The 24,213-nt window shown below is 69.5% G+C and carries 21 protein-coding genes; 8 read left to right on the plus strand and 13 right to left on the minus strand.

Annotated elements, in window-relative coordinates; all coding sequences use genetic code 11:
• Positions 1–14: 14 nt before the first annotated feature.
• From ACQZ13_RS04615 to ACQZ13_RS04625, 3 genes are all read right to left on the minus strand, one after another.
• Complete coding sequence (locus ACQZ13_RS04615) at positions 15–1,268, minus strand: DEAD/DEAH box helicase (RefSeq protein WP_431050067.1); 1,254 nt, start codon at positions 1,266–1,268, stop codon at positions 15–17.
• The gene (gene dbpA, locus ACQZ13_RS04620) at positions 1,265–2,605 is read right to left on the minus strand and encodes an ATP-dependent RNA helicase DbpA (protein ID WP_431053122.1); all 1,341 of its coding nucleotides are present in this window, start codon (positions 2,603–2,605) and stop codon (positions 1,265–1,267) included. The genes ACQZ13_RS04615 and dbpA overlap by 4 nt, the downstream gene beginning before the upstream one ends.
• A gap of 104 nt (positions 2,606–2,709) precedes the next feature.
• Positions 2,710–3,678: an extracellular catalytic domain type 1 short-chain-length polyhydroxyalkanoate depolymerase gene (locus tag ACQZ13_RS04625; protein WP_431050068.1), complete on the minus strand. Its 969-nt coding sequence runs from the start codon at positions 3,676–3,678 to the stop codon at positions 2,710–2,712.
• Between the two features lie 132 nt (positions 3,679–3,810).
• On the opposite strand from ACQZ13_RS04625, the gene ACQZ13_RS04630 reads away from it, so the two are divergent.
• From ACQZ13_RS04630 to ACQZ13_RS04640, 3 genes are all read left to right on the plus strand, one after another.
• Positions 3,811–4,644 carry a helix-turn-helix domain-containing protein gene (locus tag ACQZ13_RS04630; protein WP_431050069.1) on the plus strand — a complete coding sequence of 278 codons (834 nt, stop codon included), beginning with the start codon at positions 3,811–3,813 and terminating at the stop codon, positions 4,642–4,644.
• A 169-nt stretch (positions 4,645–4,813) separates the two neighbouring features.
• The gene (locus ACQZ13_RS04635; RefSeq protein ID WP_431050070.1) at positions 4,814–5,779 is read left to right on the plus strand and encodes a Bug family tripartite tricarboxylate transporter substrate binding protein; all 966 of its coding nucleotides are present in this window, start codon (positions 4,814–4,816) and stop codon (positions 5,777–5,779) included.
• Positions 5,780–5,877: 98 nt separating this feature from the next.
• Positions 5,878–6,741: a PhzF family phenazine biosynthesis protein gene (locus tag ACQZ13_RS04640; protein ID WP_431050071.1), complete on the plus strand. Its 864-nt coding sequence runs from the start codon at positions 5,878–5,880 to the stop codon at positions 6,739–6,741.
• A 15-nt stretch (positions 6,742–6,756) separates the two neighbouring features.
• Here ACQZ13_RS04640 and ACQZ13_RS04645 read toward each other — a convergent pair whose 3' ends face one another.
• The 3 genes from ACQZ13_RS04645 to ACQZ13_RS04655 all read right to left on the minus strand — a co-directional run bounded on the left by ACQZ13_RS04645 (position 6,757) and on the right by ACQZ13_RS04655 (position 8,148).
• Entirely contained in the window at positions 6,757–7,152 is a 396-nt protein-coding gene (locus tag ACQZ13_RS04645) for a GFA family protein (protein ID WP_431050072.1), read from the minus strand.
• 20 nt (positions 7,153–7,172) lie between these two features.
• Positions 7,173–7,676 (minus strand): DUF6265 family protein, encoded by a 504-nt coding sequence (locus ACQZ13_RS04650; protein WP_431050073.1) that lies wholly within the window; start codon positions 7,674–7,676, stop codon positions 7,173–7,175.
• A gap of 64 nt (positions 7,677–7,740) precedes the next feature.
• Positions 7,741–8,148 carry an SRPBCC family protein gene (locus tag ACQZ13_RS04655; protein ID WP_431050074.1) on the minus strand — a complete coding sequence of 136 codons (408 nt, stop codon included), beginning with the start codon at positions 8,146–8,148 and terminating at the stop codon, positions 7,741–7,743.
• A 161-nt stretch (positions 8,149–8,309) separates the two neighbouring features.
• Here ACQZ13_RS04655 and ACQZ13_RS04660 point away from each other — a divergent pair, with 161 nt between their 5' ends.
• Positions 8,310–9,233, plus strand: coding sequence for a LysR substrate-binding domain-containing protein (locus ACQZ13_RS04660; protein WP_431050075.1), 924 nt, complete (start codon positions 8,310–8,312; stop codon positions 9,231–9,233).
• Positions 9,234–9,246: 13 nt separating this feature from the next.
• On the opposite strand, the gene ACQZ13_RS04665 is transcribed toward ACQZ13_RS04660, so the two are convergent.
• The 4 genes from ACQZ13_RS04665 to ACQZ13_RS04680 all read right to left on the minus strand — a co-directional run bounded on the left by ACQZ13_RS04665 (position 9,247) and on the right by ACQZ13_RS04680 (position 14,172).
• Positions 9,247–11,106, minus strand: a complete 1,860-nt coding sequence (locus ACQZ13_RS04665; protein WP_431050076.1) for a DUF885 domain-containing protein — start codon at positions 11,104–11,106, stop codon at positions 9,247–9,249.
• Positions 11,107–11,218: 112 nt separating this feature from the next.
• Complete coding sequence (locus ACQZ13_RS04670) at positions 11,219–11,668, minus strand: hypothetical protein (RefSeq protein WP_431050077.1); 450 nt, start codon at positions 11,666–11,668, stop codon at positions 11,219–11,221.
• A 282-nt stretch (positions 11,669–11,950) separates the two neighbouring features.
• The gene (locus tag ACQZ13_RS04675) at positions 11,951–12,595 is read right to left on the minus strand and encodes a hypothetical protein (protein WP_431050078.1); all 645 of its coding nucleotides are present in this window, start codon (positions 12,593–12,595) and stop codon (positions 11,951–11,953) included.
• Positions 12,596–12,993: 398 nt separating this feature from the next.
• Positions 12,994–14,172, minus strand: coding sequence for an NAD(P)/FAD-dependent oxidoreductase (locus ACQZ13_RS04680; RefSeq protein WP_431050079.1), 1,179 nt, complete (start codon positions 14,170–14,172; stop codon positions 12,994–12,996).
• A gap of 304 nt (positions 14,173–14,476) precedes the next feature.
• On the opposite strand from ACQZ13_RS04680, the gene ACQZ13_RS04685 reads away from it, so the two are divergent.
• The gene (locus tag ACQZ13_RS04685; protein WP_431050080.1) at positions 14,477–15,871 is read left to right on the plus strand and encodes an RtcB family protein; all 1,395 of its coding nucleotides are present in this window, start codon (positions 14,477–14,479) and stop codon (positions 15,869–15,871) included.
• A gap of 9 nt (positions 15,872–15,880) precedes the next feature.
• On the opposite strand, the gene ACQZ13_RS04690 is transcribed toward ACQZ13_RS04685, so the two are convergent.
• Positions 15,881–17,029, minus strand: coding sequence for a porin (locus ACQZ13_RS04690; RefSeq protein WP_431050081.1), 1,149 nt, complete (start codon positions 17,027–17,029; stop codon positions 15,881–15,883).
• Positions 17,030–17,184: 155 nt separating this feature from the next.
• Between ACQZ13_RS04690 and ACQZ13_RS04695 the strand changes: the two genes are divergently transcribed.
• The 3 genes from ACQZ13_RS04695 (at position 17,185) to ACQZ13_RS04705 (ending at position 20,179) form a co-directional block, all read left to right on the plus strand.
• Positions 17,185–18,090 (plus strand): LysR family transcriptional regulator, encoded by a 906-nt coding sequence (locus tag ACQZ13_RS04695; RefSeq protein ID WP_431050082.1) that lies wholly within the window; start codon positions 17,185–17,187, stop codon positions 18,088–18,090.
• Positions 18,091–18,425: 335 nt separating this feature from the next.
• On the plus strand, positions 18,426–19,454 hold the full coding sequence (locus ACQZ13_RS04700; RefSeq protein ID WP_431050083.1) for an amidohydrolase family protein: 1,029 nt from the start codon (positions 18,426–18,428) through the stop codon (positions 19,452–19,454).
• Between the two features lie 50 nt (positions 19,455–19,504).
• Positions 19,505–20,179 (plus strand): YitT family protein, encoded by a 675-nt coding sequence (locus tag ACQZ13_RS04705; protein WP_431050084.1) that lies wholly within the window; start codon positions 19,505–19,507, stop codon positions 20,177–20,179.
• Here the strand turns inward: ACQZ13_RS04705 and ACQZ13_RS04710 are convergent.
• Entirely contained in the window at positions 20,164–22,128 is a 1,965-nt protein-coding gene (locus ACQZ13_RS04710) for a reverse transcriptase domain-containing protein (protein ID WP_431050085.1), read from the minus strand. The genes ACQZ13_RS04705 and ACQZ13_RS04710 overlap by 16 nt on opposite strands.
• 334 nt (positions 22,129–22,462) lie before the next feature.
• Positions 22,463–24,208 (minus strand): SWIM zinc finger family protein, encoded by a 1,746-nt coding sequence (locus ACQZ13_RS04715; RefSeq protein WP_431050086.1) that lies wholly within the window; start codon positions 24,206–24,208, stop codon positions 22,463–22,465.
• Positions 24,209–24,213 lie beyond the last annotated feature (5 nt).

Consider the following 24,213-nt stretch of genomic DNA (forward strand, 5'->3'; position numbering starts at 1 on the left):
TCGGATCGATACCGTCACTTGCGCGCAGCCTCGGCCGCAGCCGCCGCCCGCAGCTTGTCCTTCTTGCTCGGCCGCTTGCCCTTGATGCCGCCGGTGGCGGCCTCAGGCGAGGCAACTTCCGTCGGCTCGAATCCCGCGATCCGCTCGCGCGCGACGCGCCGTCCCTGGCGCTTCTCGATCAACCGGAAGTGCGACTCCGTGGCCGCGCTGATGAAGCTCACCGCGAGCCCGCTCGCACCGGCCCGCGCCGTGCGGCCGATGCGGTGCGTGTAATCGTCCGCCGCGCGCGGCAGGTCGTAGTTCACCACCACCGGCAGCCGCGCGATGTCGATGCCGCGCGCGCCCAGGTCGGTGGCGACCAGCACCTGGATCCGACCCGCCTTGAAGTCCGCCAGCGTGCGCGTGCGCGCGCCCTGGCTCTCGTCGCCGTGGAAGGCCGCGGCTTCGAGACCGCCGCGTCGCAGCTTGTCAGCCACGTGATCGCAGGCGTACCGCGTCGCGACGAAGACCAGCACGCGCGTCCACTGGCCCTGCTCGATCATGTGACGCAGCAGCGGCGTGCGCTTCGCCACGTCGACCTCGACCGCGTGTTCCTCGATCTGGCCTTCGGTCGCCGGCTCGCCGGCGATCTCGATCCGGACCGGGTCATGCAGCAACTGGTTCGCCAGCGTCTGCACCGACTCCGGGAAGGTGGCCGAGAACAGCAGGTTCTGCCGCCGTTTCGGCAGCAGCGCCAGCACCTGCGCCAGCTCGTCGGCGAAGCCGGCGTCGAGCAGCCGGTCGGCCTCGTCCAGCACCAGGCACTCCACGTCGCCGAGCTTCAGCGCGTTCTTCTCGATGATGTCGAGCAGCCGGCCCGGCGTCGCGACGACGACGTCCGCACCGCCGCGCAGCGCCATCATCTGCGGATTGATCGACACGCCGCCGTACAGCACCGAGACCTTCAGCGGCTCGTCGAGGAAACGGCCGACCTGGATCACCGTCTCGCCGACCTGCGCAGCGAGTTCGCGCGTCGGCACCAGCACCAGCGCCTGCGTGCGGCGCAGCGCGGGACGCACGCGGGAGTCGATGCGATGCAGCATCGGGAAGACGAACGCCGCCGTCTTGCCCGAACCCGTCGCCGCGGACCCCAGCAGGTCGCGGCCTTCAATGATCGGAGGCATCGCGGCCGCCTGGATGGGCGTCGGCACCTCGAAGCCGAGCTCGTCGGCGGCGCGCACGAGGCGCGACGACAAGCCCAGTGCGGCGAAGCTGTCCACGGCGCTCACAGCCGACGCACCTTCACCGACTTGCCCTTGACCTTGCCCGCGTTGAGCTTGCGCAGCGCCTGGTCGGCGATGTCGCGCTCGACGGCGACGTAGGTCGAGAACTCGTTGACGTTGATCTTGCCGATCTGCGCACCGTCGAAGCCCAGGTCCTTGGTCAGCGCGCCCAGCACGTCGCCCGGACGGATCTTCTCCTTGCGGCCGCCCAGGATCTGCAGCGTCACCATCGGCGGATGCAGCGGCTCGGCGCCGGGCTCGGTGGTGAGCTCGCTCAGCGGATGCCACGGCGTGACCGTGCCCTGCATCTGGTCGATGCGTCCCACGCGACCCATCTCGTCGAGGCTGGCCAGGCTGAAGGCCCAGCCTTCCTCGTCCGCGCGGCCGGTCCGGCCGACACGGTGCGTGTGCACCTCGGCGTCCGGCGTGATGTCGACATTGATGACGGCTTCCAGCTGCGCGATGTCGAGCCCGCGTGCCGCGACGTCGGTCGCCACCAGCACGCTGCAGCTGCGGTTGGCGAATTGCACCAGCACCTGGTCGCGGTCGCGCTGGTCGAGGTCGCCGTGCAGTTCCAGCGCGACGATGCCCTCGGCCTGCAGCACGGCGACCAGGTCGCGGCACTGCTGCTTGGTGTTGCAGAACGCCAGCGTGCTGGCCGGACGGAAGTGGTTGAGCAGCAGGCCCACCGCGTGCAGGCGCTCGTTCTCCTTGACCTCGTAGAAGCGCTGGCGGATCTTGCCGGCCGCGTGCTTTTCCTTGAGCGTCACCTCCTGCGGCGCGCGCATGAAGCGCGTCGCGATGGACTTCACGCCGTCCGGGTAGGTGGCGGAGAACATCAGCGTCTGGCGCGTCTTCGGGCAGTTCGCGATCACCTGGGCGATGTCTTCCGCGAAGCCCATGTCGAGCATGCGATCGGCCTCGTCCAGCACCAGCGTGTTCAGCGCCTCCAGCGTGAGCGTCTCGCGCTGCAGGTGGTCCAGGATGCGGCCCGGCGTGCCCACCACGATGTGCGCGCCGTGAGAGAGGCTCGCCAGCTGGTTGCGGATGGGCGCACCGCCGCACAGCGTCAGGATCTTGATGTTGTCCTCGGCGCGCGCCAGGCGGCGGATCTCCTGCGTGACCTGTTCGGCGAGCTCGCGCGTCGGGCAGAGCACCAGCGCCTGCACGGCGAAACGGCGCGGATTCAGGTTGGTCAGCAGCGGCAGCGAGAACGCCGCCGTCTTGCCGCTGCCCGTCTTGGCCTGGGCGATCAGGTCCTTGCCGGCCAGCGCCAGCGGCAGGCTGGCGGCCTGGATGGGCGTCATCGAGAGGTAGCCGAGCTGCTGCAGATTCGCCCGCATCGCGGGCGGCAGGGGCAGGCTGTCGAAGGAGGTGGCGCTAGGCGCCGCCGGCGGCTGCGAGGCAGCGGGGGCCGCGGGTGCGGCGCCGGTGGGATCGGTGCGGGTCATGCACGATTGTCGCCCAGCGGGTGTGCCATGAAGAAACAGAGCATCTGATCGCTCGCATCCGGGCCCAGCCAGTCGGTGCCGGAGGCGCTCTGGTCGCCGCCGGACCAGCCATGGCCGCCGCCTTCGATCAGCCAGAGTTCGGCATGCACGCGCCCCTGCGGCGTCACGTGCGTGCGCCGGGTGTAGGCGCGCGTGCCCTCGCGGCCGTTCTCGACGCGCTGGGCGCCCGCCACGCCGGACGTGGCGTCGGCGTAGACCTGCTCGCCGTTGAGCGGATGCACGGTCATGTCGCGCGTGCCGTGGAAGACGATGGTCGGCGTGGGGCGGACAGCGTCGACGGTCTTGGCGTGCTTCTCGGCCTTGGCGTCAGTGGTCGGTTGAACCGTCGCGTCCTTCGTCGGCTCGTCCGTCGCCCGGCGCGGAGGCTGTCCGCTGCGCATCATCGCCATCGCGCCGTTGGCGTCCTCGACGGCGCCGTGCGGCAGGCCCGAATGCACGCCGACGGCGGCGAAGAGCTCCGGATAGGCGCGCCCGAGGATCACCGCCATCGCGCCGCCGGCGGAGAGCCCCGCGATGTAGACGCGGTTCGCGTCGACGCGGTGGGTGGCCATGATCTCCTGCGTCAGCGTCGCGATCAGCGCGGGTTCGCCGCGGCCGCGTTCCTGGTGGCTGGTCTTGAACCAGTTCCAGCAGCCCTGCGGATTGGCCTTGGCCGACTGCGCCGGATAGAGCACCAGCCAGCCGTTGCGACGCGCCATCTCGTTCATGCGCGTGCCGGCGGCGAAATCGTCGGGATCCTGCCCGCAGCCGTGCAGCATCACCAGCAGCGGACGCGGTTCGTCGCGGTCGCCCGGCGGGACATAGAGCTGATAGTCGATGGAGGCGCGGCCTTGCACGGAAGTGCTGCGGAGGAACTGTTCTGCGAGCGTGCCGCTCTTCTGTTCGAGCGGGAGATCGATGAGCATTCGAAGGCCGATGGCGCCGGGGGCGCGTGTGTCAGTGCGTCGATTGAAGCACGGATCCCCCGTCGGGCGCATGAATGTTTGCGATACCCGCCTGGGCGTATCGCCGCGGCGACGGGCCAGAATGGCGGCGCCATGTTCCACACCCATCGCCGCCACCTGGCGCCCCAGGTCACCGCCAAGATCGTCGACAGCCGCACGCCGTCGTACGAAACCGAATTCCACGCGCACGACGAGTACATGGTGCTGATGCCGCGCTCGGGCGGCATGGTGGTGCGGGTGCGCGAGGAGCAGAGCGCCTTCCGCATCAACGCCGCCTGCATGGCGCTGGTGGCGCCGGGCGTCGAGCACGCGACGGCGGCGACCCGGCCGCAGCAGCAGCACCTGGCGCTGTACGTCGACCAGGCCTTCGTCGAAGACTGCGCCAGGCGCATCGGCGGCGGCAAGGGCGCGCCGACCGTCCTGCCCGCACCGCCGGCGTGCGGCGTCTGGCGCATGAGTCCCTCGCTGGTGCACATGCTGCGCCTGCGCGAGGAACTGGCCGGCGTGGACGCCGAGCACCGCGATTCGCCCCGGATGCAGGCGACCGAGCGGCTGATCGCCGCCGAGTGCGTCACGACGGCGCTGACGACGGCGAACGCGCTGCCGGCGCATCGCGGGCGGGACGCCCTGCTGATCCACGAGATCCTGGCCTACCTCGAGGCCCACATGGCGGAGCAGCTCACGGTGGACGACGTGGCCGCGCAGTTCCTGCTGTCGCGCCGGCACTTCACGCGGCTGTTCCGCGAGCGCACCGGTCACAGCATGATCGAGCTGCTCAACGGCAAGCGCCTGGAGCGTGCGCAGCGCCTGCTGCAGGACCCGCAGACCAGCGTGATGGACGCGGCGCTGCTGGTCGGGTTCGAGACGCCGTCGTACTTCGCCCGGCTCTACCGGCTGAAGTACGGGCATCCGCCGTCGCGACGCTGAGGGCCGGGCCCGCCGGCGGACCGCACGCGGCATGGATGCGCATCGCCCCGCGTCGCACGGCGCCGCTGCCGATGGCCCGATCGTTCTAGTCGTTTGGCCCGAACGAAGGCGCGCATCCGCGCCGGGATCGCGATCCTTCAGGCCTGTCGCTCTCCTCCAAGGACTCGCCATGAAGCGCTCTCTCTTCCTGCTGCTCGGTGCGGCCGCCGTGTGCGCGCCGGTCGCCTCGGCGCTCGCCGACGCCTACCCCAGCCGTCCGATCACCATCGTGGTGCCGTTCCCGGCGGGCGGCGGCACGGACGCCCTGATCCGGAGCCTGGCGCCCGCGCTGTCGCAGGAGCTGCACCAGACGGTGCTGATCGACAACAAGGCCGGCGCCGCCGGCACCATCGGCTCCGCCGCCGTCGCGCATGCGGCGCCGGACGGCTACACGCTGGGCGTGGCGACGACGAGCACGCACGCCGTCGCCCTCGCGGTGGTCAAGGGCGCGCGCTACGACCCGCTGCGCAGCTTCGCGCCGGTGGGCCTGATCGGCTTCTCGCCCTACGTGCTGGTGGCCCGCCCGACGCTGCCGGCGAAGACGCTGGCGGAACTCATCCGCGACGCCAAGGCCGCGCCCGGCAAGCTGACCTTCGCCTCGGTCGGGCAGGGCTCGCTGTCGCACCTGATCGGCGAGCAGTTCAAGCAGGCGACGCGGACCGACCTCGTGCACATCCCCTACAAGGGCGCGTCGCCCGCGCAGACCGAGCTGATGGGCGGTCAGGTCGACCTGCTCTTCGACAACCCCGCGACGCTGGTGCAGCAGATCCGCGGCGGCCGGATCAAGGCGCTCGCGCAGACGCAGCGCAGCGCGCTGCTGCCGGAGGTGCCGACCTTCAAGGAAGCCGGCCTCGCGGGCTTCGAATCGCAGCTCTGGTACGGGCTCGTGGCGCCGGCAGGCACGCCGCCGGCGGTGGTGAAGCAGCTCTCCGACGCGCTGCGCAAGGTGCTCGCCAACCGGACCACCGTCGCCACGCTGCAGAGCAACGGCGTGGCGCCCGCCGAGGGAACGTCCGCGCAGTTCACGGCGACCTTGAACCAGCAGGTGCCGTACTGGGCGAACGTGGTGAAGACGTCCGGCGTGGTGATGGAATGAGCGGGCAGATGACTCTCCCATCGGGGTCGCACGCTGGAGCTCGTGCTGCAGATGCCGGTCATGGTGCTCGCGAGGTTGGTCGCGGAGAGGCGCTTCGGGTGCGCGTCTTCGCCGCCGCGGACGGCAGCGGCGGAAATCCTGCGCCCATCGTGCTGGACGCCGTGGGCATGAGCGATGCGCAGATGCGTGCCGTCGCCGCCGAGGCCGGCCACGAGAGCGGCTTCGTGCTGCCTGCGGAAGACGCCTCGCAAGCCGACTTCCGGTTCCGCTTCTTCGTTCCCCGCCACGAGATGGAGATGTGCGGTCACGCGACGGTCGGCGCGCTGTGGTGCCTGCGGGAGGCGGGGATCTGGAGTGCGCCGCGTGCTCGGATCGAGACGCTCAGCGGCGTGGTCGAGGGCTTCGTCCGCGGGTCGGGATCCCCGTCGGAGCGCATCGAGATCACCCAGCCGGTGGGACGCGTCGAACCCATCGTCGATGCCGCCGTGGTGCGGCGTATCGCCGACGTGTTGCGCGTCCCCGCCGACGACCTGCTCCCGCATCCGGTGCTGAACGCCGCGACCAGCCGGGTGAAGACGCTCGTGGCCCTGCGCTCGGTGGCGGCGCTCGACGGCTTGAAGCCGGACTTCTCCCGCATGGAAGCGCTCTGCGAGGAGATCGGCTCGACGGGGCTCTACCCGTTCGCCGTCGAATCGCTGGAGCGCCGCATCGTCCATGCGCGGCAGTTCCCGAAGTCGTCGGGGTATCCGGAGGACGCGGCCACCGGCATCGCCGCGGCGGCGCTGCTGTTCGGACTCAAGACACTCGGTCTGGTGCCGGTGGACGACGCGGAGGTCGTCGTGCATCAAGGGCGGGCGATGGGGCAGGGATCCGAGATCCACGTGCGATTCCATCGGGCGGCGGACGGCGAGGTGCTGGGCTGCTTCCTCGGAGGGCGCGTGGTGGCCGACGCTCACGCGTGACGCGCATGGGCTTCCTCAAGGGCCCTCTGCGCGGCCCTCGCCATCGCGGTCGCGCTCGTAGTGCCTGACGAGCGGGAAGGGCGGCAGCCAGGTCTCGCGGCGGACGGTCCACAGCTCGTAGGTGGGCGTCAGTTGATCCGGCGCATCGAGGGCGCCGAGGTGGACCTCGATCTCGTCGCCGGTGCGCGAGAACACGGAGGAACCGCAGCGCGGGCAGAAATGCCGGCCGCGGAATTCGTGGGTCTCGCCCCAGAGCGTGACGGCGTCCTGCGCAAAGATCGCCGACGCGTGGAAGAGCGCGCCGTGGTGCTTGCGGCAGTCGAGGCAATGGCAGAGGCCGACCCGGTAGGGCCGGCCCGTCGCGACGAGGCGGACATCGCCGCAGAGGCAGCCGCCGGTGAATCGGTCCATGGGGCGTTCCTCCTGCCGACTCATGGCGTCTTGGCCGGCTCGCAGGCCACGCGCTTCATCGGGTAGTCGATCCCCCGCGTCGCCCCGTTGCGTTGCCCTTCGATCCGCGCGGCGAGTCCGGTGTCGCCGACCGCCTTGTAGAGGATGCGCTGCGGGAAGTCGTGCGCCGGGTTCTCGAAGGTGACCGCGCGATCGCCGATCGATGTCGCGACAAAGGTCGCTTCCTTCTGTCGCGACGGCAGGGCGATGTAGACGACCTGGCCTTCGGCATTCAGGCGGATCTGCAGGAACTCGTGCTCGACGGTACGACCGTTCTTCACCGTGCGGCCGATGCCGAGCATCGTGCCGCCGGCCAGCGGCAGCCAGTGCTCGACGGAGCCGGGCTCGCCCTTCTCCGCGGCCCAGCAGCCGGCGAGCCAGCTCAAGCGTTCGAGCTGGGCGTCCTCGGCATGCGCCGACGGCGCGGCGAGCGTTGAGAGCGAAGCGAGGATCAGCACGCGGGCGGCGGCAAGGGAAGGACGCATGGCGGTGTCTCCGGGCACTCGATGCTCGAATCTACCGCCGGCGGCCTGCCGCCGCCACCCGGGATCAGGCGTTCCGCTTCTCCACCAACGCCTTGAGCGTTCCCAGATCGCGCGCCACATGGGCCGCGTCGCTCTCGAAGGCCTCGTCGGTCACGTCGGGCATGCGCAAGAGCACAAACGCCACCACGCAGCCGTCGCCGGACGGCGTGACCCGCATCGCGTTGTGGAAGCGCTGCCCGTCCGGCAGCGTCACGTCGTGGTCGAGCACGCGGAACGCGTTGCGCGGCGCCAGCTCGACGCGGATGCGACCCATCGGTGATTCCGCGAACCAGCCGTCGGCTTGCTGCTGGATGCCGGTGGCGAGACCTGACGCCCACAGCGGCAATCGCTCTGGCGCGCAGGCGAAGTCGTAGACCTCGTCGGCGGACACGTCGATCGTCTCGGAGATCACGCGGGCGGGATGGGTGGTCATGGGAATCTCCTGTCGAGGCGGTTCATGGTTGCCTGTCGACAGCGGCAAGGCAAGTGCCACCCCTCATGCCGCAGGTCTCGGCCGCTGCGCCTGCTTCTGCATTTGCGCCTTGCCGGCAAGCCGCACAATGACTGTTCGGCATCCCCAAACAATCCCTCGACATGGATCGATTCGACGCGCTGCAGGCCTTCGCCCGCGTGGTGGAGGCGGGCAGCTTCACCAAGGCGGCCCAGACGCTGCACATGAGCAAGACCACCGTGACGCAGCTGGTGCAGCAGCTGGAGGCGCGGCTGCGCGTGAAGCTGCTGCATCGGACGACGCGGCAGGTCCGGGTGACGCCCGACGGCGCCGCGTACTACGAGCGCGTCGTGCGCGTGCTGGCCGAACTCGACGACGCGGACACCGCGCTGTCGGATGCGACGAGTTCTCCGCGAGGCCGGCTGCGCGTCGACGTGCCGAGCCCGTTCGCGCGCATGGTGCTGATGCCGGCGCTGCCGGACTTCCATGCGAGACATCCGGAGATCCAGCTCGACATGGGCGTCAGCGACCGCATCGTCGACGTGATCGGCGATAACGTGGATGCCGTGCTGCGCGGCGGCGAGGTCACGGTGCCGTCGCTGATCGCGCGGCGGGTCGGAGATCTGCAGCTCGGCGTCTTCGCCTCACCGGACTACCTCGCGGCCGCGGGGACGCCCGCGCACCCGCGTGAGATCGAGGAACCTCACCACCGCATCGTCGGTTTCCTGCGCGCCAGCAAGGGCACGGTGATGTCCATCGAGATGCGACGCGGCGAGGAGGCTGTCGAGGTGCGCGGTCGCTACGTCGTGGCCGCGGACGACGGCAACGCCTATCTGGCCGCCGGGCTCGCCGGGATGGGCGTGCTCTGGCTGCCGCGCTACATGGCCGATCCGCACGCGGCGCGCGGCGAACTGGTGCCGCTGTTCACCGAGTGGGACATGGATCCGATGCCGATGTACCTCGCCTATCCGCCCAACCGGCACGTCAGCGCGAAGCTGCGCGTGTTCATGGACTGGATCGAGGAACTGATGGCCCGACACGCGCCGATGGCGTCGCAGCGGGCCTGATCGGCGGGATTGTTCAGGGCGCGGCGTTGGCCGATCCCGAGCCCGCGCCGCGGCGGCTGTCGACCCACGCGTCGACGACCTGCTCCAGCACCGTCAAGGGCACGTCGCCGGTCAGCAGCACGACGTTGTGGAACTGCTTGATCTCGAAGCGGTCGCCGAGCTGCTGGCGCGCCTTCTCGCGCAGTGCCTCGATGCGCAGGCGGCCCAGCATGTATGCGCAGGCTTGCCCCGGCCAGGTGACGTAGCGGTCGACCTCCTGCGGCGTGATGCCGTAGTCGATCGCCTGCTGCCGGGTCCACTTCATCGCATGCAGGCCGGTGTCCACGACCAGACGTCGCGCCCGGAACAGGGCGCCGTACAGCTGGCCGAGGTGGCCGACCGGATCGCCGTCGTACCAGCCGTTCTCGACGGCGAGCTGCTCCGAGTAGAGCGCCCAGCCTTCCACATAGGCCGAGCCCGCCATGTACGCGGCGCGGCGACGGAAGTAGGGCAGGTCCTGGGCCTCCATCTGGATCGTGAGCTGGAAGTGGTGGCCCGGGATCGCTTCGTGGTGCACCAGCGTCCGCATGTCGGCGATCTCGAAGGTCGGCCCCGCCAGCGGCGCCCAGAACACACCCGGCTGGGAGCCGTCCGGCGCGGGCGTCGTGTAGTGCGCGGCGGCGGTGGGCTCGGTCAGCGCGGGCTCGCGGCGGACCTCGACCGGCGCCTTCGGCATCACGTCGAAGATCAATCGAGCGCGCGCCTCGGCGTCGCGCAGGTAGGCGGTGTAGCGGTCCAGCAGCTGCGCCTGCGGCGCGGCGCCCGTGGGCTGCCGGTCGGCGTCCATCTTGCGGTAGCGCTGCTCGATCGTGCCGTCCGCGTAGCCGAGCTGGCGCAGCAGGCCGTCCATCTCGCCTTCGATGCGGGCGACCTGCTTCAGGCCGATGGCGTGGATCTCGGCCGCGGTGAGCTCGGTGGTCGTGTTGGCGCGCAGGCGCGCCGCGTAGAACCTGTCGCCGTCAGGCAGGCGCCAAACGCCGGCATCGTCGGTGGTCAGCGGCAACTGGGCGCGCATCAGCGCCAGGCCGCGCTTCCACGCGGGGACGATGGATTTCGCGACGATGGTCTCGGCCCGCGCGCGGGCGCGCTTGCGGGCGCCGTCGTCCATGTCCTTCAGGCCGGCCATGCGCTCGGTCAGCGAGATCACCAGCGGGTTGCCTGCCGGCGGCGCGGCGACGAACTGCTCGATCTGGCCGATCGTCGTCGCGGTGATGAAGCGCGGCATCAGCACGCCCTTGGCCTGCGCCGCGCGGGCGCGGTCGATGCCCTGGTCCATCTTCGCGGCCAGGCCTTCCATCCGTTTCAGGAAGCTGCGCACGTCGCGCGCGCCGCGCATCGGGTGCTCCTGCACGAGGAAGGTGATCGGACCGACGTGCACGCCGGCCATGTGCTCGAAGACGTAGCGGTGATCGAGGAACTCGGCTTCGGACACGTCCTGCTGCATCACCCAGGCCATGAGCGCGGCGGAGGTGCGCTGCGTGGGCGTCAACGCCTCGCGCGGGAAGCGGGCGAGCTCGTCCAGCGCCTGGCGGTCGCGGGCGATGTCGGCCAACTGGGCCGCCCGCGAGCGCTCGTCCCATTGACCGTCGAGCCGGTCCTGCGTGGGGCCGTTGAAGTACTGCATGCGCGTCGCATGTTCGGGCTGGCTCTTCATGCGGGCGGCGGCGGTGCGCTCGGCCCAGGCGTCGAAGTCGGCGGCGCCGTACGTGGTCTTCCCGGTCGCCGCGAGGGCATGGAGGGCGGGCGCGGCAGTCATCCATCCGGCGACGCCGGCGGCGAGCAAGGTCCGGCGCCGGACGGGCAGCGCGGGGGCGGATCGGGTCGTCTTCGTCATGTGCTCTCCCTGGTCGACGAGGCGTCGATTGGAACGGGAGGCAGGGTACTCGGCTATTCGTCACTCCCGGGCGAGCGGGAAAGTCCGGATGGGCGGGATGGGCGGGATGGCGTCAATCGCCGCTGAACTCGTAGTCGGCGAACTCGGCGTGGCTCCACTTGATCAGGACCTTGAGCTTGGCCGCGGCACCGGCGGGCAACGCCGACCGGTCGAACTGGCAGAACACGCTGACGTTGCCGTCCTCGCCGAACAGGCTGAGCTTGCTGCCGGTGCCGCAGGCGAACGGCTGGCCGTCGAGTTCCGGCGCGATGCTGGCGGAGGTGTCGTCATGCCCGCCGGTGAACGTCGCGCGGAAGCTGAAGCGCTGGGGCGCGGCGCCGGCGGGGAGGGTGCAAGTGATCTCGCGCCAGTCCATCATGCGGTCGGTCTCGACGCAGGCGGCGGCCTTGAGCGAGGTGCCAGGCGTTGCGGTTGCGGGCGTCTGGGCCTGCGCGGAGGTGCTGAAGTTCGCGGAAAGACCGCAGAGAGCGCAGATGGGGAGCAGCAGGGCGATCGTTCGCATGTCGAGCCTCGATGCATGAAAGCGGGCCATCTTCGCCAGGCTGTGTGACAAGGCGACACGCGCCGTCTTTGATCGTTGTCATCCGGAAATCTTGCGGCGGGGTATCGACGTCGATAAACTGCGAAGCTCAAGATCTACATTGAGCGCGGGGTGAGAAAGGTAGTGCCGCCCGAGTCATCGGGTCCCAGCTGGAATGGGAGTTCGCGGTTTCCGCGATAGAGAACCTCGCAATGCGACGGCCCCTTCGGGGGCCGTCTGTCTTTGTGGCCTTCGCGTTCGGCGTCAGGCCTTAACTCGTTGTCCCAGACTGGTTGTCTTCAGGATCTTGAAGAGGGACACCCGTCGCCGCTCTCGCTGGCGTTGACGAATCAATTCTTTCGCATACGCGGACTGCACGTTGAGAAGCAGGCGGCGCCTGCGTTTGAGATCTCGAAGCACTTGGAAGAAGACGACATAGTGGCGCGGATCGCGGACGTCGCTGTCGTCCATCGCTTCCGACGACATGAAGTTCAAGGGATCTTCCCCTGCAACTTGGATGGCGCTGCTTCGCAGCTTCCGGATCAGCGCAGGTAGACGAAGTTGCGAAAGCTTGACTCGCTCTTCGCAGAGCACGCGCACCTCGCGTCCGTCGTCGAACAACTCATCCGAGGGGATCTCGTGTTGCGCGCGACCGTCGCGCACCAACGACCGTGTGAAGCAGTGGGACGAGAAGACCACAACAACGATGACCTCGAAGCCGAGCCCCGGGTCAACGCGGAATGCGAAAGGGTCGAGGTGCGACAGATCCCAAGCTTTTCCACCTCGAACGACATTCCTGAACCGGTGGTGAGCACGAACGGCATCCAGGTGATCGGCAATCGGTACCTCGATGACGGAAGAATCTTCTCGAACAGGGCGCGGCTCGCCCTCCAGCGTTGAACTGCACATGACTTGGCGGCCCTGGTGATGACGGGCCGGTCATGTTTCCGATGAAGCACTCCTGCGATGTTGCGCGTGATCAAGGGTTCTGCAGGTCAAGCAGAACGTGCTGCGTTCGTCGTGAGTTCGCGACCTTCAATGTGTGAATCGATCGCCGCGAGTGACTGAAGAATGTAGTCCCGAGACTGACAAGCGCAGTGCCTATGGAGGCCATTGCGGCACACCGCACACGACTCTAAAGTTCGAAGCTCAAGTTCTGTCTGGGCGGGGTGAGATGGGCAGAGCCACCCGAGTGATCGGGTTCCAGCTGGACTGGTCGTTCGCAGCAATGCGATAGAGAGCCCCGTATGAGACAGCCACCTCTGGTGGCTGTCTCTCCTTCAGGCTTCGATCGAAAAATCAGCCGTTCACACGAACTGCGCCGCCGCGTTCGCCGACGCCCACGCCCACTGGAAGTTGAAGCCGCCCAGATGGCCGGTGACGTCGAGCACCTCGCCGATGAAGTACAACCCCGGCGCCTTCAACGACTCCATCGTCTTGGACGACACCTCCTTGGTGTCGACGCCGCCCAGCGTGACCTCCGCCGTGCGGTAGCCCTCGGTGCCCGCGGGCACGACCTGCCACGCGGACAGGCGCTCGGCGATCTGCTCCAGCTCCGCATGCGTGTACTGCTTGACCGGCTTGGACACGAACCACTGCTCGCCGATCAGCGTCGCCATCTTCTTCGTGAACAGCTCCGCCAGCAGCGTCTTGAGCTCCGCATTGGGCCGGTCGTTGCGCTGCTGCGCGAGCCAGCCTGGCACGTCGAGGTCGGGCAGCAGGTTGATCTCCACCGCCTGGCCGGGCAGCCAGTACGACGAGATCTGCAGGATCGCCGGGCCGCTCAGGCCGCGGTGCGTGAACAGGATGTTCTCGCGGAAGCTCTTGCCGTTGCAGCTGACCAGGCAGTCGACCGAGGTCCCGCTGAGCTCGTTGCACAGGTCCTTGAGCTGGTCCGTGATCGTGAACGGCACCAGCCCGGCGCGCGTGGGCAGCAGCGTGTGGCCGAACTGCTTCGCGACCTGGTAGCCGAAGCCGGTCGCGCCCATCGTCGGGATCGACAACCCGCCGGTGGCGATCACCAGCGACTGGCAGCGCATCGGTCCCGCGGTGGTCGCAAGCGCGTAGCCCGTCTCCGTCTTCTCGATCGTCTCGACGGTGGTGTCCAGCATCGGCGTCACGCCGACCTCGGCGCACTCGGCGAGCAGCATGCGCAGGATGTCGATGGACTTGTTGTCGCAGAACAGCTGTCCGAGCTTCTTCTCGTGGTGCGGGATCTGATGCTTGTTGACCAGTGCGATGAAGTCCCACTGCGTGTAGCGCGCCAGCGCCGACTTGCAGAAGTGCTTGTTCTGCGAGAGGAAGTTGGCCGGCTCGGTGTACAGGTTGGTGAAGTTGCAGTTGCCGCCGCCGGACATGAGGATCTTCTTGCCGGCCTTGTTGGCGTGGTCCACGAGCAGCACGCGGCGGCCGCGCTTGCCGGCCAGCGCGGCGCACATCAGCCCCGCGGCGCCCGCGCCAATGATCACGACATCGGTGTCCTGCACGTCCACAACTGCTTCCCTTCGACCCTTGAAAACCCGCTTGCTGAAACCCGTCCGAGCCCGCTCGGAACGCGCTCGGAGCCCGCTCCGCGCCGCGCGGCACGCTGCGGGCGATGGGCGCGGGACTTTAACGCATGCGCTTGTGCCGGGTCTTGCGGGCCCCGGCATCGGCGGCTAGACTCGCGACCTCTTTTCTGACTGCTGCTGCAGAAAAGGTCCTCAACCGCGGCTTCGCGCCGGCGGTTGCCCCTTTTCGCCTGGGTGATCCAGGCCTCGGGCGCCTTCCGGCCCCGGAGCGCACAGCATCATGTCCCACTCCCTTCGACTCCAGCGCGCGTTTGCGCGCTCGCACATCGACCTGCGCGTCGAGGACGGCGTCTACACCGTCCGCAACGACAGCGCCCAAGCCACCATCCTGCTGCCGGCCTCGCTGCCGCTGGAGGAAAAAGCCGTCAAGCAACTGCTCGCCTTCGCTTCGGTGAAGACGCCCGGCGGCGACGCCGCCGTCTGCGCCGCGTGCGCGACGCCCGACTTCCATCCGGGCTCGATCGCGCCGGTCGGCGCGGTGGTCGCAACGCCGATGGACGTCGTCATCCCGGCCGCCATCGGCACCGACATCAACTGCGGCATGCGGCTGGTGACGACCGGCCTCTCGCTGGCGCAGGCGGCGCCTCACCAGTCCGCTCTGATCGCGCGCTTGAAGGCGGTGCTGCTTGAGAACGCCCGCAACGTCCCGACGCCGACGCAGGCCTTCAAGGCGCTGTTCGACGACGGGCCGCTGGCCTTCCTCGACCGCCTCGCGCCGGAAGGCCTGTGGGCCGGCGTCGACCTCGACCGGCTCGCGGCGGAGGTCGATCGCTGCGTCGGGCTCGACCGGCTCGGCGGGCACTCGCGACACGCGCCGCATGCGTTCGTCGACGGCCGCGATCGCTTCCGCGATCCCTGCCTCGGCACGCCGGGCGGCGGCAACCACTTCGTCGAACTCCAGGTCGTCGATCGCATCCTCGACCGGCATGCCGCCTATGAGCACGGGCTGCGCGCGGGCGACGTCGTGGTCATGATCCACAGCGGCTCGCGCGACATGGGCTTCCATGTGGGCGCCCGCTGGATGGACCGCGCCCGCGACGCATGGCCCGCCGGCGTGCGTCATCCGGAGAGCAAGCTCTACGCGCTCGAAGGTCCGCTGGCCGGCGAGTACCTCGAAGCCATGGGCGTCGCCGCCCGCTACGCCTGGGCCAACCGCGTCGTGCTGGCGGAGATGGTGCGGCGGGAACTGGCGGACCTGTTCGGTGCGGACAGCTCCAAGCTGGTCGTGGATGTGCCGCACAACGTCGTGCTCACCGAGCACGGGCTCAACATCCATCGCAAGGGCTCGACGCCGGCGCACGAAGGGCAGCTCGCGCTGATCCCGGGCTCGATGGGCGACGGCTCGTACGTGGCGCGTGGGCTCGGCCATCCGGACTGGCTCTGGTCCTGCAGCCACGGCGCGGGTCGGCGGATGCGTCGCCAGGAGACGCGACGCCTGCAGGCCGTCGACCGCAGTGATGCGGGCTGGCAATGCGTGACCCTGCGCGAGGAGCGGCGCATCGAGGAAGCGCCCGAGGCCTACAAGCCGATCGGGCCCGTCATCGATGCACAGACGAGCGCGGGGCTCATCGAAGGCGTCGCGAAGCTGCGGCCGTGGGTGACGTTCAAGGCGTGAAGCAGCCCGTCAGAACGCGTGCCGGATCCCCATGCCCAGGCCCGTCTGCGAGCCGCCCGCCGCCGGCGTGCTGCCCGCCGCCGCGGCCGCGTTGCTGACCCCGAGCGCGAGCGTGCCGTCGTTGTCGATGCGGCCTGCGGTCGCGTAGACCGACGTGCGCTTGGACAGGAAGTAGGTGCCGCGCACGGCCCATAGAGTCGCCTCGTTGGCGCTGTTCTTGTAGTCGAGCTTGAACAGCTGCGCGTCGAATCCCCAGCTCGGGGTCAGTGACCAGGTCGCGCCGGCGTACCAGAGGTTGCTCTTGGGCGTGAGGACACTGGCGTCGTTGCGGCGCGCGATCAGCCCCGCGGCGAGCTTCCAGTCGCCGGTCTTGAACCAGCCCGCCACCGTGCTGCGACGGTCCTTCATCGCGCTGCTGGTCAGGCCCGCGAAGGCGCCGGCGCCGCCGCGGATCTCGTCCACCGCGGCTGAGAGGCCCCACACCGGCGTGTCGTACTTGACCATCGCCGACCACTCCCGGCACGCGTTCTTGTCGGCCGCGTTCTCGCCGGCGCAGTTGGTGCCGGAGGGACTCGGTCCCGCGTTGACCGCGTCGCGACCGGGGCTCCAGGTCGCGCCGACGGTGAAGCCGCTGAACTGGCCGCGGTACGCGATGGCGTTGTCCACACGCGCATTCGGCAGGTAGCTGTCGAGCGAGCCCGACCCGAACATCGCCGGGCCGAGGATGTCCGCATCGGTCTGCGACCAGAACAGCATCGAGTACTGCCGCCCGAGGCTGATCGTGCCCCAGCCGCCCTGCAGGCCGACGTAGGCCTGTCGGCCCCAGGCGCGGCCGCCCTGGTTGAGCGTGCCGCTGTCGGCGCCGATGCCCATCTCCAGCGTGAACACGGCCTTGAGCCCGCCGCCCAGATCCTCCGTGCCCCGGAATCCCAGCCGCGACGGCGCGTAGCCGCCGCTCAGGCCCGGCATGCGGGTCAGGCTCGCGCCGGCTGCGCCGACGTTGTTCAGGTACTCGACCGGCACGTCGAGCAGCCCGTAGATCTGCACGTTCCCCGCAGTCTGCGCCTGTGCGCTCCCGCTGGCGGCGCCTGCCGTCAACACGGCCGCTGCCGTGGCCAACGCCGTCCTCGCCGCATGGGCGATCGTTCTTGTCGTCATCGCTTGTCTCCTCGTTGCTCTTGTCGATCCGGTCGCGCCCGGCACCCGGAGCGACGCGAAACCGGCGCGACTCTAGGCAGCGGGTCGCGCCCCGGATAGATGGCGCGAACGAGGAGGCGATAACCGTCCGTTATCGCTGGCTATCATCCGCCCGCATGAAGCTCACGAACTTGCGGGCGCTCGTCGCCGCGGTGGAGGAAGGCAGCCTGCGATCGGCGGCGCGGCGCGTCGGCGTGTCGCAGCCGGCGTTGACCAAGATGGTCCGGGAGTTGGAACGCGAGCTGGAGACGACCCTGCTGCTGCGCTCGACGACCGGCGTGCTGGCGACGGCTCAGGGGATGGTGCTCTATGAGCGCGCCTTGGCTGCGGATCGCGAGCTGTCGCACGCCCGCGAGCAGATCCAGCAGCTGAGCGGCCGCATGACGGGCTCGCTGACGATAGGCGCGGTGCCGCTGGCGGTGATGCTGCTGGTGCCCGAGGCGCTGCGCACCTTCGGCGCCGAGTTCCCCGACATCCAGCTGCGCATCGTGGAAGAGCTCTACATCGCGCAGCTCACGCGCGTGCGCAAGGGCGAGGTGGACATCGCGCTCGGTCCCTTGCCTGAGCATCCGCCGCGCGGGGAGTGCACCGTCGAGTCACTGATGCCGATCGACATGGTGGTCGTGGTGCGCAAGGGGAATGCGCTGGCGCGTTCGAAGCAGCTGGCCGACCTGGCCCAGGCGCGCTGGGTCTACACCGGCGCGACCGAGGCGACCGGACTGGCGCGCACGCTGTTCGAGACGAACGGACTGCCTGCGCCGCCTGCCGGGGCGGTGGTCAATTCAACGCTGGGGTTGCTGTCCGTGATCGCGAGCGGCAACTGCGTCGGCCTGCTGCCCCGGCAGATCGCCGCGCATCCCTTCGCCGCGCAGTTCCTGCAGGTGGTGCCTGTGAAGGAGGCGCCGCTGCGACTGACGCTGGGCGCGATGGCGCGCAACGATGCGGCGGTGAAGCCGGCGGTCAGGCACTTCATGGCGCACCTGCATCGGGCGGCGTACGTCATCACGCACGGTCGCGCTTGACGCTTCAGCACTGCCGCCGCCGCTGGCCCTCACCCCCCGCCCTCTCCCGCAGTGCGGGAGAGGGAGCCACCCCCAGTGCTCCTGCCCCGAATGGCCCACTCCTCTTCCTGCTCCGATTGGCTCGGTGCATTCTCACTCCCTCTCCCGCTTGCGGGAGAGGGCGGGGGTGAGGGCTGCGGTCGCCGCAGTACGGCACACCCGCCATGCCGGAACTGAATAGCAGCTAGTCCGGGCCATAACTTGGACGACGAGGCGCGGCTCTCCACAATGCACCGCAGTCGGCCCGGCAGGGCAGCGCCATTGCCGCGGTCGTTCCCAGCGAACCAGAGAGCCTCATGATCATCGACGTCCACGGTCACTACACCACCGCTCCCGCCGCGCTCGGCGCCTGGCGCGACCTGCAGATCGCGGGCCTGAAGGACCCGTCGCGGGCGCCCAAGGCCAGCGACCTGAAGATCTCCGACGACGAGCTGCGCGAGTCGATCGAGACCAACCAGCTCAAGAAGATGAAGGAGCGCGGCTCCGACCTCACCATCTTCAGTCCGCGCGCCAGCTTCATGGCGCACCACATCGGCGACTTCCAGACTTCCGCGACCTGGGCGGCCATCTGCAACGAGCTCTGCGCCCGCGTGGCCGAGCTCTTCCCCGAACACTTCGTCGGCGCGGCCATGCTGCCGCAGAGCCCCGGCGTCGATCCGGCGAGCTGCATCCCCGAGCTCGAGAAGTGCGTCAACGAGTACGGCTTCGTCGGCATCAACCTCAACCCCGACCCCTCCGGCGGCCACTGGACCAGCCCGCCGCTGACCGACCGCCACTGGTACCCGCTCTACGAGAAGATGGTCGAGCTGGACATCCCCGCGATGGTCCACGTGAGCACCAGCTGCAACGCCTGCTTCCACACCACCGGCGCGCATTACCTGAACGCGGACACCACCGCCTTCATGCAGTGCCTGACCGGCGACCTGTTCAAGGACTTCCCGACGCTGAAGTTCCTGATCCCGCACGGCGGCGGCGCGGTGCCCTACCACTGGGGCCGCTTCCGCGGGCTCGCCCAGGAACTCAAGAAGCCGCTGCTGGACGAGCATCTGCTGAACAACATCTTCTTCGACACCTGCGTCTACCACCAGCCGGGCATCGACCTGCTCACGAAGGTGATCCCGGTGAAGAACGTGCTGTTCGCGTCCGAGATGATCGGCGCCGTGCGCGGCATCGATCCCGAGACCGGCCACTACTTCGACGACACCAAGCGCTACATCGCCGCCACGCCCCACCTCAACGACGAGGAACGCCAGTTGGTCTACGAAGGCAACGCGCGGCGCGTGTTCCCGCGGCTGGACGCACGACTGAAGGCGCAGGGCCGCTGAGCGCCGTGCGGTGAGACACTCCTGGGCACGCTTTCTGCTTCGTGCCCGGGATGAGCGCCACACCTGACGACCCCACACCGCCCACACCGCCCGACTCCACGATCGTCGCGGAGCCCCTCGCCGACCTGGCGATCCGCTCCCACACGGCCTTCGAGGACGCGCAGGCGATCTTCACCGGCACGCTGTTCGTCTCGCTGGCGCTGATCCTGTTCGCGCAGGTCGGACTGCTGACCGGCGGCACGGCCGGCGCGGCCTTCGTGCTGCACTATGCGACCGGCGTCAGCCTGGGCAAGCTGTTCTTCGTCATCAACCTGCCGTTCTACTGGTTCGCCTGGACGCGCATGGGCCGCGAGTTCACGATCAAGACCTTCGTCTCGATCGCGCTGCTGTCGGTGCTGACCGAGTTCTCACCCCAGCTCTTCGCCATCGACCGCATCCACCCGGCCTATGCCGCGATCCTCGGCGGCGCGCTGCTGGGATCGGGCTGCCTGTTCCTGGCGCGGCATCGCGCCAGCCTCGGCGGCGCCACCATCGTCTCGCTCTACCTGCAGAAGGCCAAGGGCTGGCGCGCCGGCAAGGTGCAGATGGCCATGGACTGCGCGATCGTGCTGCTCGCGCTCACCGTGGTCGACGTGGAGCGCGTGGCGTACTCGGTGCTCGCGGCCGTCGTGATGAATCTCTTCATCGCCGTCAACCACAAGCCCGGCCGCTATGCGGTGCTGTGAGGGAAGAACTTCACCGCGGCGGCGATCAGCAGGATCAGGCCGATCCAGAACTCGCCCCAGCCAGTGCTGCGCGTCTTGATGCGCAGGGCCAGGTGGGCCAGGCCGCCGAAGAACACCAGCCATGAGGCGATCAGGAACGCGGCCAGCGTCATGACGCCGAACTGCCGCGCGTAGAGGCCCCAGTTGATCGGATGACCGGCGCGCGACGCTGCCCCCGGGGCGGCGGAGATCGCCGCTGACCGTCTCGCCGCGTTGTCCGCGTCGCGATTGGCCTGTTGCAGGCGACGCTGCTGGTGCTGATCCGGCTTGGGCGCCGTGCCGCCGCGTCGTTCGGTGCGGGCCGCGTTGATCCGCTCCTGGCGCGCCGCCTTGATCTGGCCGGTGGTCTGCTGGAGCACCGGCTCGGGCCGGTCCGCCGGCTGCCACCAGGCGCCGCGTGCAAGCGCCGGGGCTTCGCCCTCCGCCGCCTTCTTGCGGAACAGCGCACCGAAGGCCGAGCGCTTCTTCGCCGAGCCGCCCGGCAGCGCCAACGCCTGCTTCAGCAACGGTGCACCTTGCTGCCGGTCGACCATCGCGACGAATCGTCCATAACCGACCAGCACCTCGCGCGTCGCCGGCTGGCCGTGCCAGCTCGCTGCCTCGACGCCCTCGCGCGTCGCCTTGTGCAGCGCCGCGCGCAGCTTGCGGCGTTCCTCGCGGGACACCGAGGGCTTGTCGTTGACGACGACGCCCGTGACCTCCTGGCGCGAGCCCGCGCGCATCACGCGCTGCTTGTCCGGATGCGGCGTGAAGCCTTCATCGAGGAGGACATGTCGCGCCTGGCGCAGCAGCGTGCCGACCTTGGCCGCGCCTTCGCCGGAGGCGGAGAAGGTCAGGTCGTCCGCATACCGCGTGTAGGTGAAGCCCAGCTTGTCGGCCAGTCCCAGCAGCCGCCGGTCCATCTTGCGGCACAGCACGTTGGTCAACATCGGGCTGGTCGGCGCGCCCTGCGGCAGCACGCGATCGCGGCCCTTGCCGCCGACGAAGAAACGCTCGCCGTCGACTTCCAGCTCGTCGCAGGGGTTCTCGCTGCAGAGCAGCGCGAGCATGGTCGCGACGCGCTCGTCGTAACCGAGCCCGCGGAACACGCCCTTGATGCGCGGGAAGGTGACGGTCGGGAAGAAGTCCTGGATGTCGAGGTTGATCACCACCGCGCGGCCGGTGTGCGGCGCGGCGTTGGAGACGATGCCGCGTCCCGGCAGGAAGCCGTGCGCCGCCGCGTGGCAGGGCACCTTCGCGAGCAACTGGTCCAGCACCCAGTACTGCGCGCGCTTGAGCCGCGGCATCGGCGCGGAGATGGTGCGCTGGCCGCCGGTCTTCTTCGGCAGCAGGAAGCGGCGGTAGTGCGTGGTGCGGGCCACCTCGCGGTGGAAGCAGAGGAACTTGAGCTCGGGCAGCGTCAGGCCCATCGCGCCGGCGAGGTCCAGCGGCGTCGCGAGCGCGGGAAGTCCGTCGAGCAGCGCTCGCGGCTTCGCGCCCGGCTCGCCGGTCGCGCCGGTGGGGTGGATCGCATCGGCCGCCGGCGCCTGCAGACCGCCGGACACGCCGGCGCCGAGGTAGCCTGCGTCCGTCTTGCGGGCGGCGTGCCAGCGCAGCGCGCGTTCATGGCGTCGCTGCTCGCGGGCCTGCGCGGTGGCTTCGCGGCGTGCGCGCGACTCCGCCATGCGCTGCTCGCGCATGGCCTTCATCGCGGCTTCCGGATCGCTGTGGGTGCGCAGCGTCGCCTGCACCTCGTCGAGCGCGCGCGTGAGTTCGATCTCGCGCTCGATCAATGCGGATTCGATGCTGGGCTTGCCGTCGCCGACGGGCCAGAAGCCCATCCGTTGCATCTCTTCCAGCACGACGGCGTCCTTCGAGGACGCACGGATGCGCTCGATGATCTCGGCGCGGGTCAGGACACGGTCGCTCATGCGGCGCCTCCGGCTGGGAGCGCCGAGGCGGATCGCGTCAGCGGGACACGGTCGGGGAAGGGGCGCGGGGAGAAGAAAAGGAGTGCAGCACGCTTCTCGTCGAAGAGCCTGGAAGGCTTGAGGGACGGGCGCTGTCCACTCGACGCCGCGCGCCTCCCCATCGCACGATTCGCTTCAGGGAAGCCCCATTGGAATCTGCGATGGGGAGGCTGCGCGGCACAGTGAAGACGGCGCCCGTGACGCATGGAACGGCAGGTGGCAAGGACGGCGAAACACCGCCCGGGTTGCAAGAGCCTGCGCGCTGCACTCGAAAACAGTTTAACCGCGGCGGTCGTCATGCGGCCTCCGTGTTGGTGCCAGGTGTTGCGGACGCTGTCGTCGCCGAGGTGACCGGCGGGGGCGACGTGGCCGGCGGCAACTCGGCGAGCCGCGGCTGCGCCAGCTGGCGCAGGGCCAGCATGTGGGCGCAGGGACCGCGGCGCAGACGGTTCTGGCGGAAGAAGTTGCACTGGCAGCTGCCGTCGACGAGCTGCTGATCCGCGTTGAGGATCAGGCGCGGCGTGAAGAGCTGATCCTTGAGCTTGACCTCGCCGTCGACGACGATGCGCGCGCCGTGCGACAGGATGTCCCCGAGCTTGGCACGCCTGTCGTGGATCAGCGCGAGCGCGGCCGACTCCTCGGGGCCGGCGAAACGCAGCGTCTCCATCGGCAGCGGCTCGCGGGCGAGTTCGCGCCAGGCGTAGCGGTGGGTCGGCAGGTCGAAGACCGCGCGGCCGGCCTGCACCCACAGGCCGAGCGCCGCGTCGACGTCCGCCTTCGGCAGGCCCGTCTTCGTGCACAGCGCCTCAGCCGAGGCCATCCAGTCGCCTTGCAGCGCGCCGGCGACAGCCAGCTTCGTCGCGTCGCTGACCTCGTGCCGCGGCTGCAGCAGGTCGAAGCGGCCGGCGTCCGACCAGTCGTTGGCAGTCCAGCCGGAGAGGCCGAGCGTGACGGTGATGTCGCCGATGTCCACGACCCAGAAGCTCGGCATGCCGGTGCCCAGCAGGTGGACGCGAACGCGCGTCGCGAGCGCGATCAGCCGCTCCAGCGTCAGCAACCGGCGGCGGCCCCAGACGCGGATCGTGCGCGGCTCAGTCAACGGCGCGCCGACGATCGCGCTGCGACGCGCGGTGAGTTCGATGTTCCAAGGCTCCAGCACCATCCGCGCCGGCCCGTTCGGCGCCAGCTCGAAGCGCAAGGACCGCGGGCCGGCGCGTTCCTTGTGCTGGCGCAGCACGGCGCAGAGGTTGTGCAGGTCCATCGGATGCAGCTCGACCACGGTGGCCGGCAGCGTCATCGCGCTCGACACCTGCAGGAAGCCGCGCACCCAGCTGTCGGGCAGGTCGATCTTCTCCTCGCGGAAGGCGGGATCGTCGCCGGTGGCGACGGTGAAGCCGGCCGGATCGACCTGCAGCCGCGTGGCCTTGTAGTCGCGGATCTTCTGGAACTCGTCGTAGAGGCTGGCCGAGTAGTCGATGTTGGTCGTGCCGCAGGCCATCTCGCCGGTGCGGTCGAAGACGTCGTGCCGCACGCTGACGGCGCAGTAGGTCGACTCGTCCTGGCTGAAAGCCTCGAAGAGCACCCGCTCCGGATGCACCGTGATCACCGGGTCCAGCACGAACCAGGCGTCGCGGTTGTTCCAGAACAGCCAGCTGAAGTAGGCCGACTGCGCCTTGTAGAAGGGCTCCAGCAGCTTGATCTTGCGCTGGCGCAGCGAGCGCAGTTCGGTGTTGATCTCCTCCGAGCGCTGCTTCAGGTCGACCGCCTGCGCCATGAAGCGCGCGAGCATCGACTGCTCGTTCTCGGCCAGCCAGGCGCGGTAGGCGGACTTGTCGCGGCCGCGGTAGCGCAGGTCGCTGACGACGACCGAGTGCAGCGCGGACAGCGCCTCGCGGAAGGCGAGGTGCGCATGCGAGTCCCGTCGCAGCAGGCCGTCGAAGGCGACCGGCGGCCGCAGCGTGTCCGGCGCGAAGCTGAAGGCCTGCGACGCCGAGGTGTCGTCGACGGTGGTGCTGCCGTAGTACTTGTAGCGGAACTGCATCGTCG

This window comes from Roseateles sp. L2-2 (assembly GCF_050613215.1).
GTDB classification, from domain to species: domain Bacteria; phylum Pseudomonadota; class Gammaproteobacteria; order Burkholderiales; family Burkholderiaceae_C; genus Roseateles; species Roseateles noduli.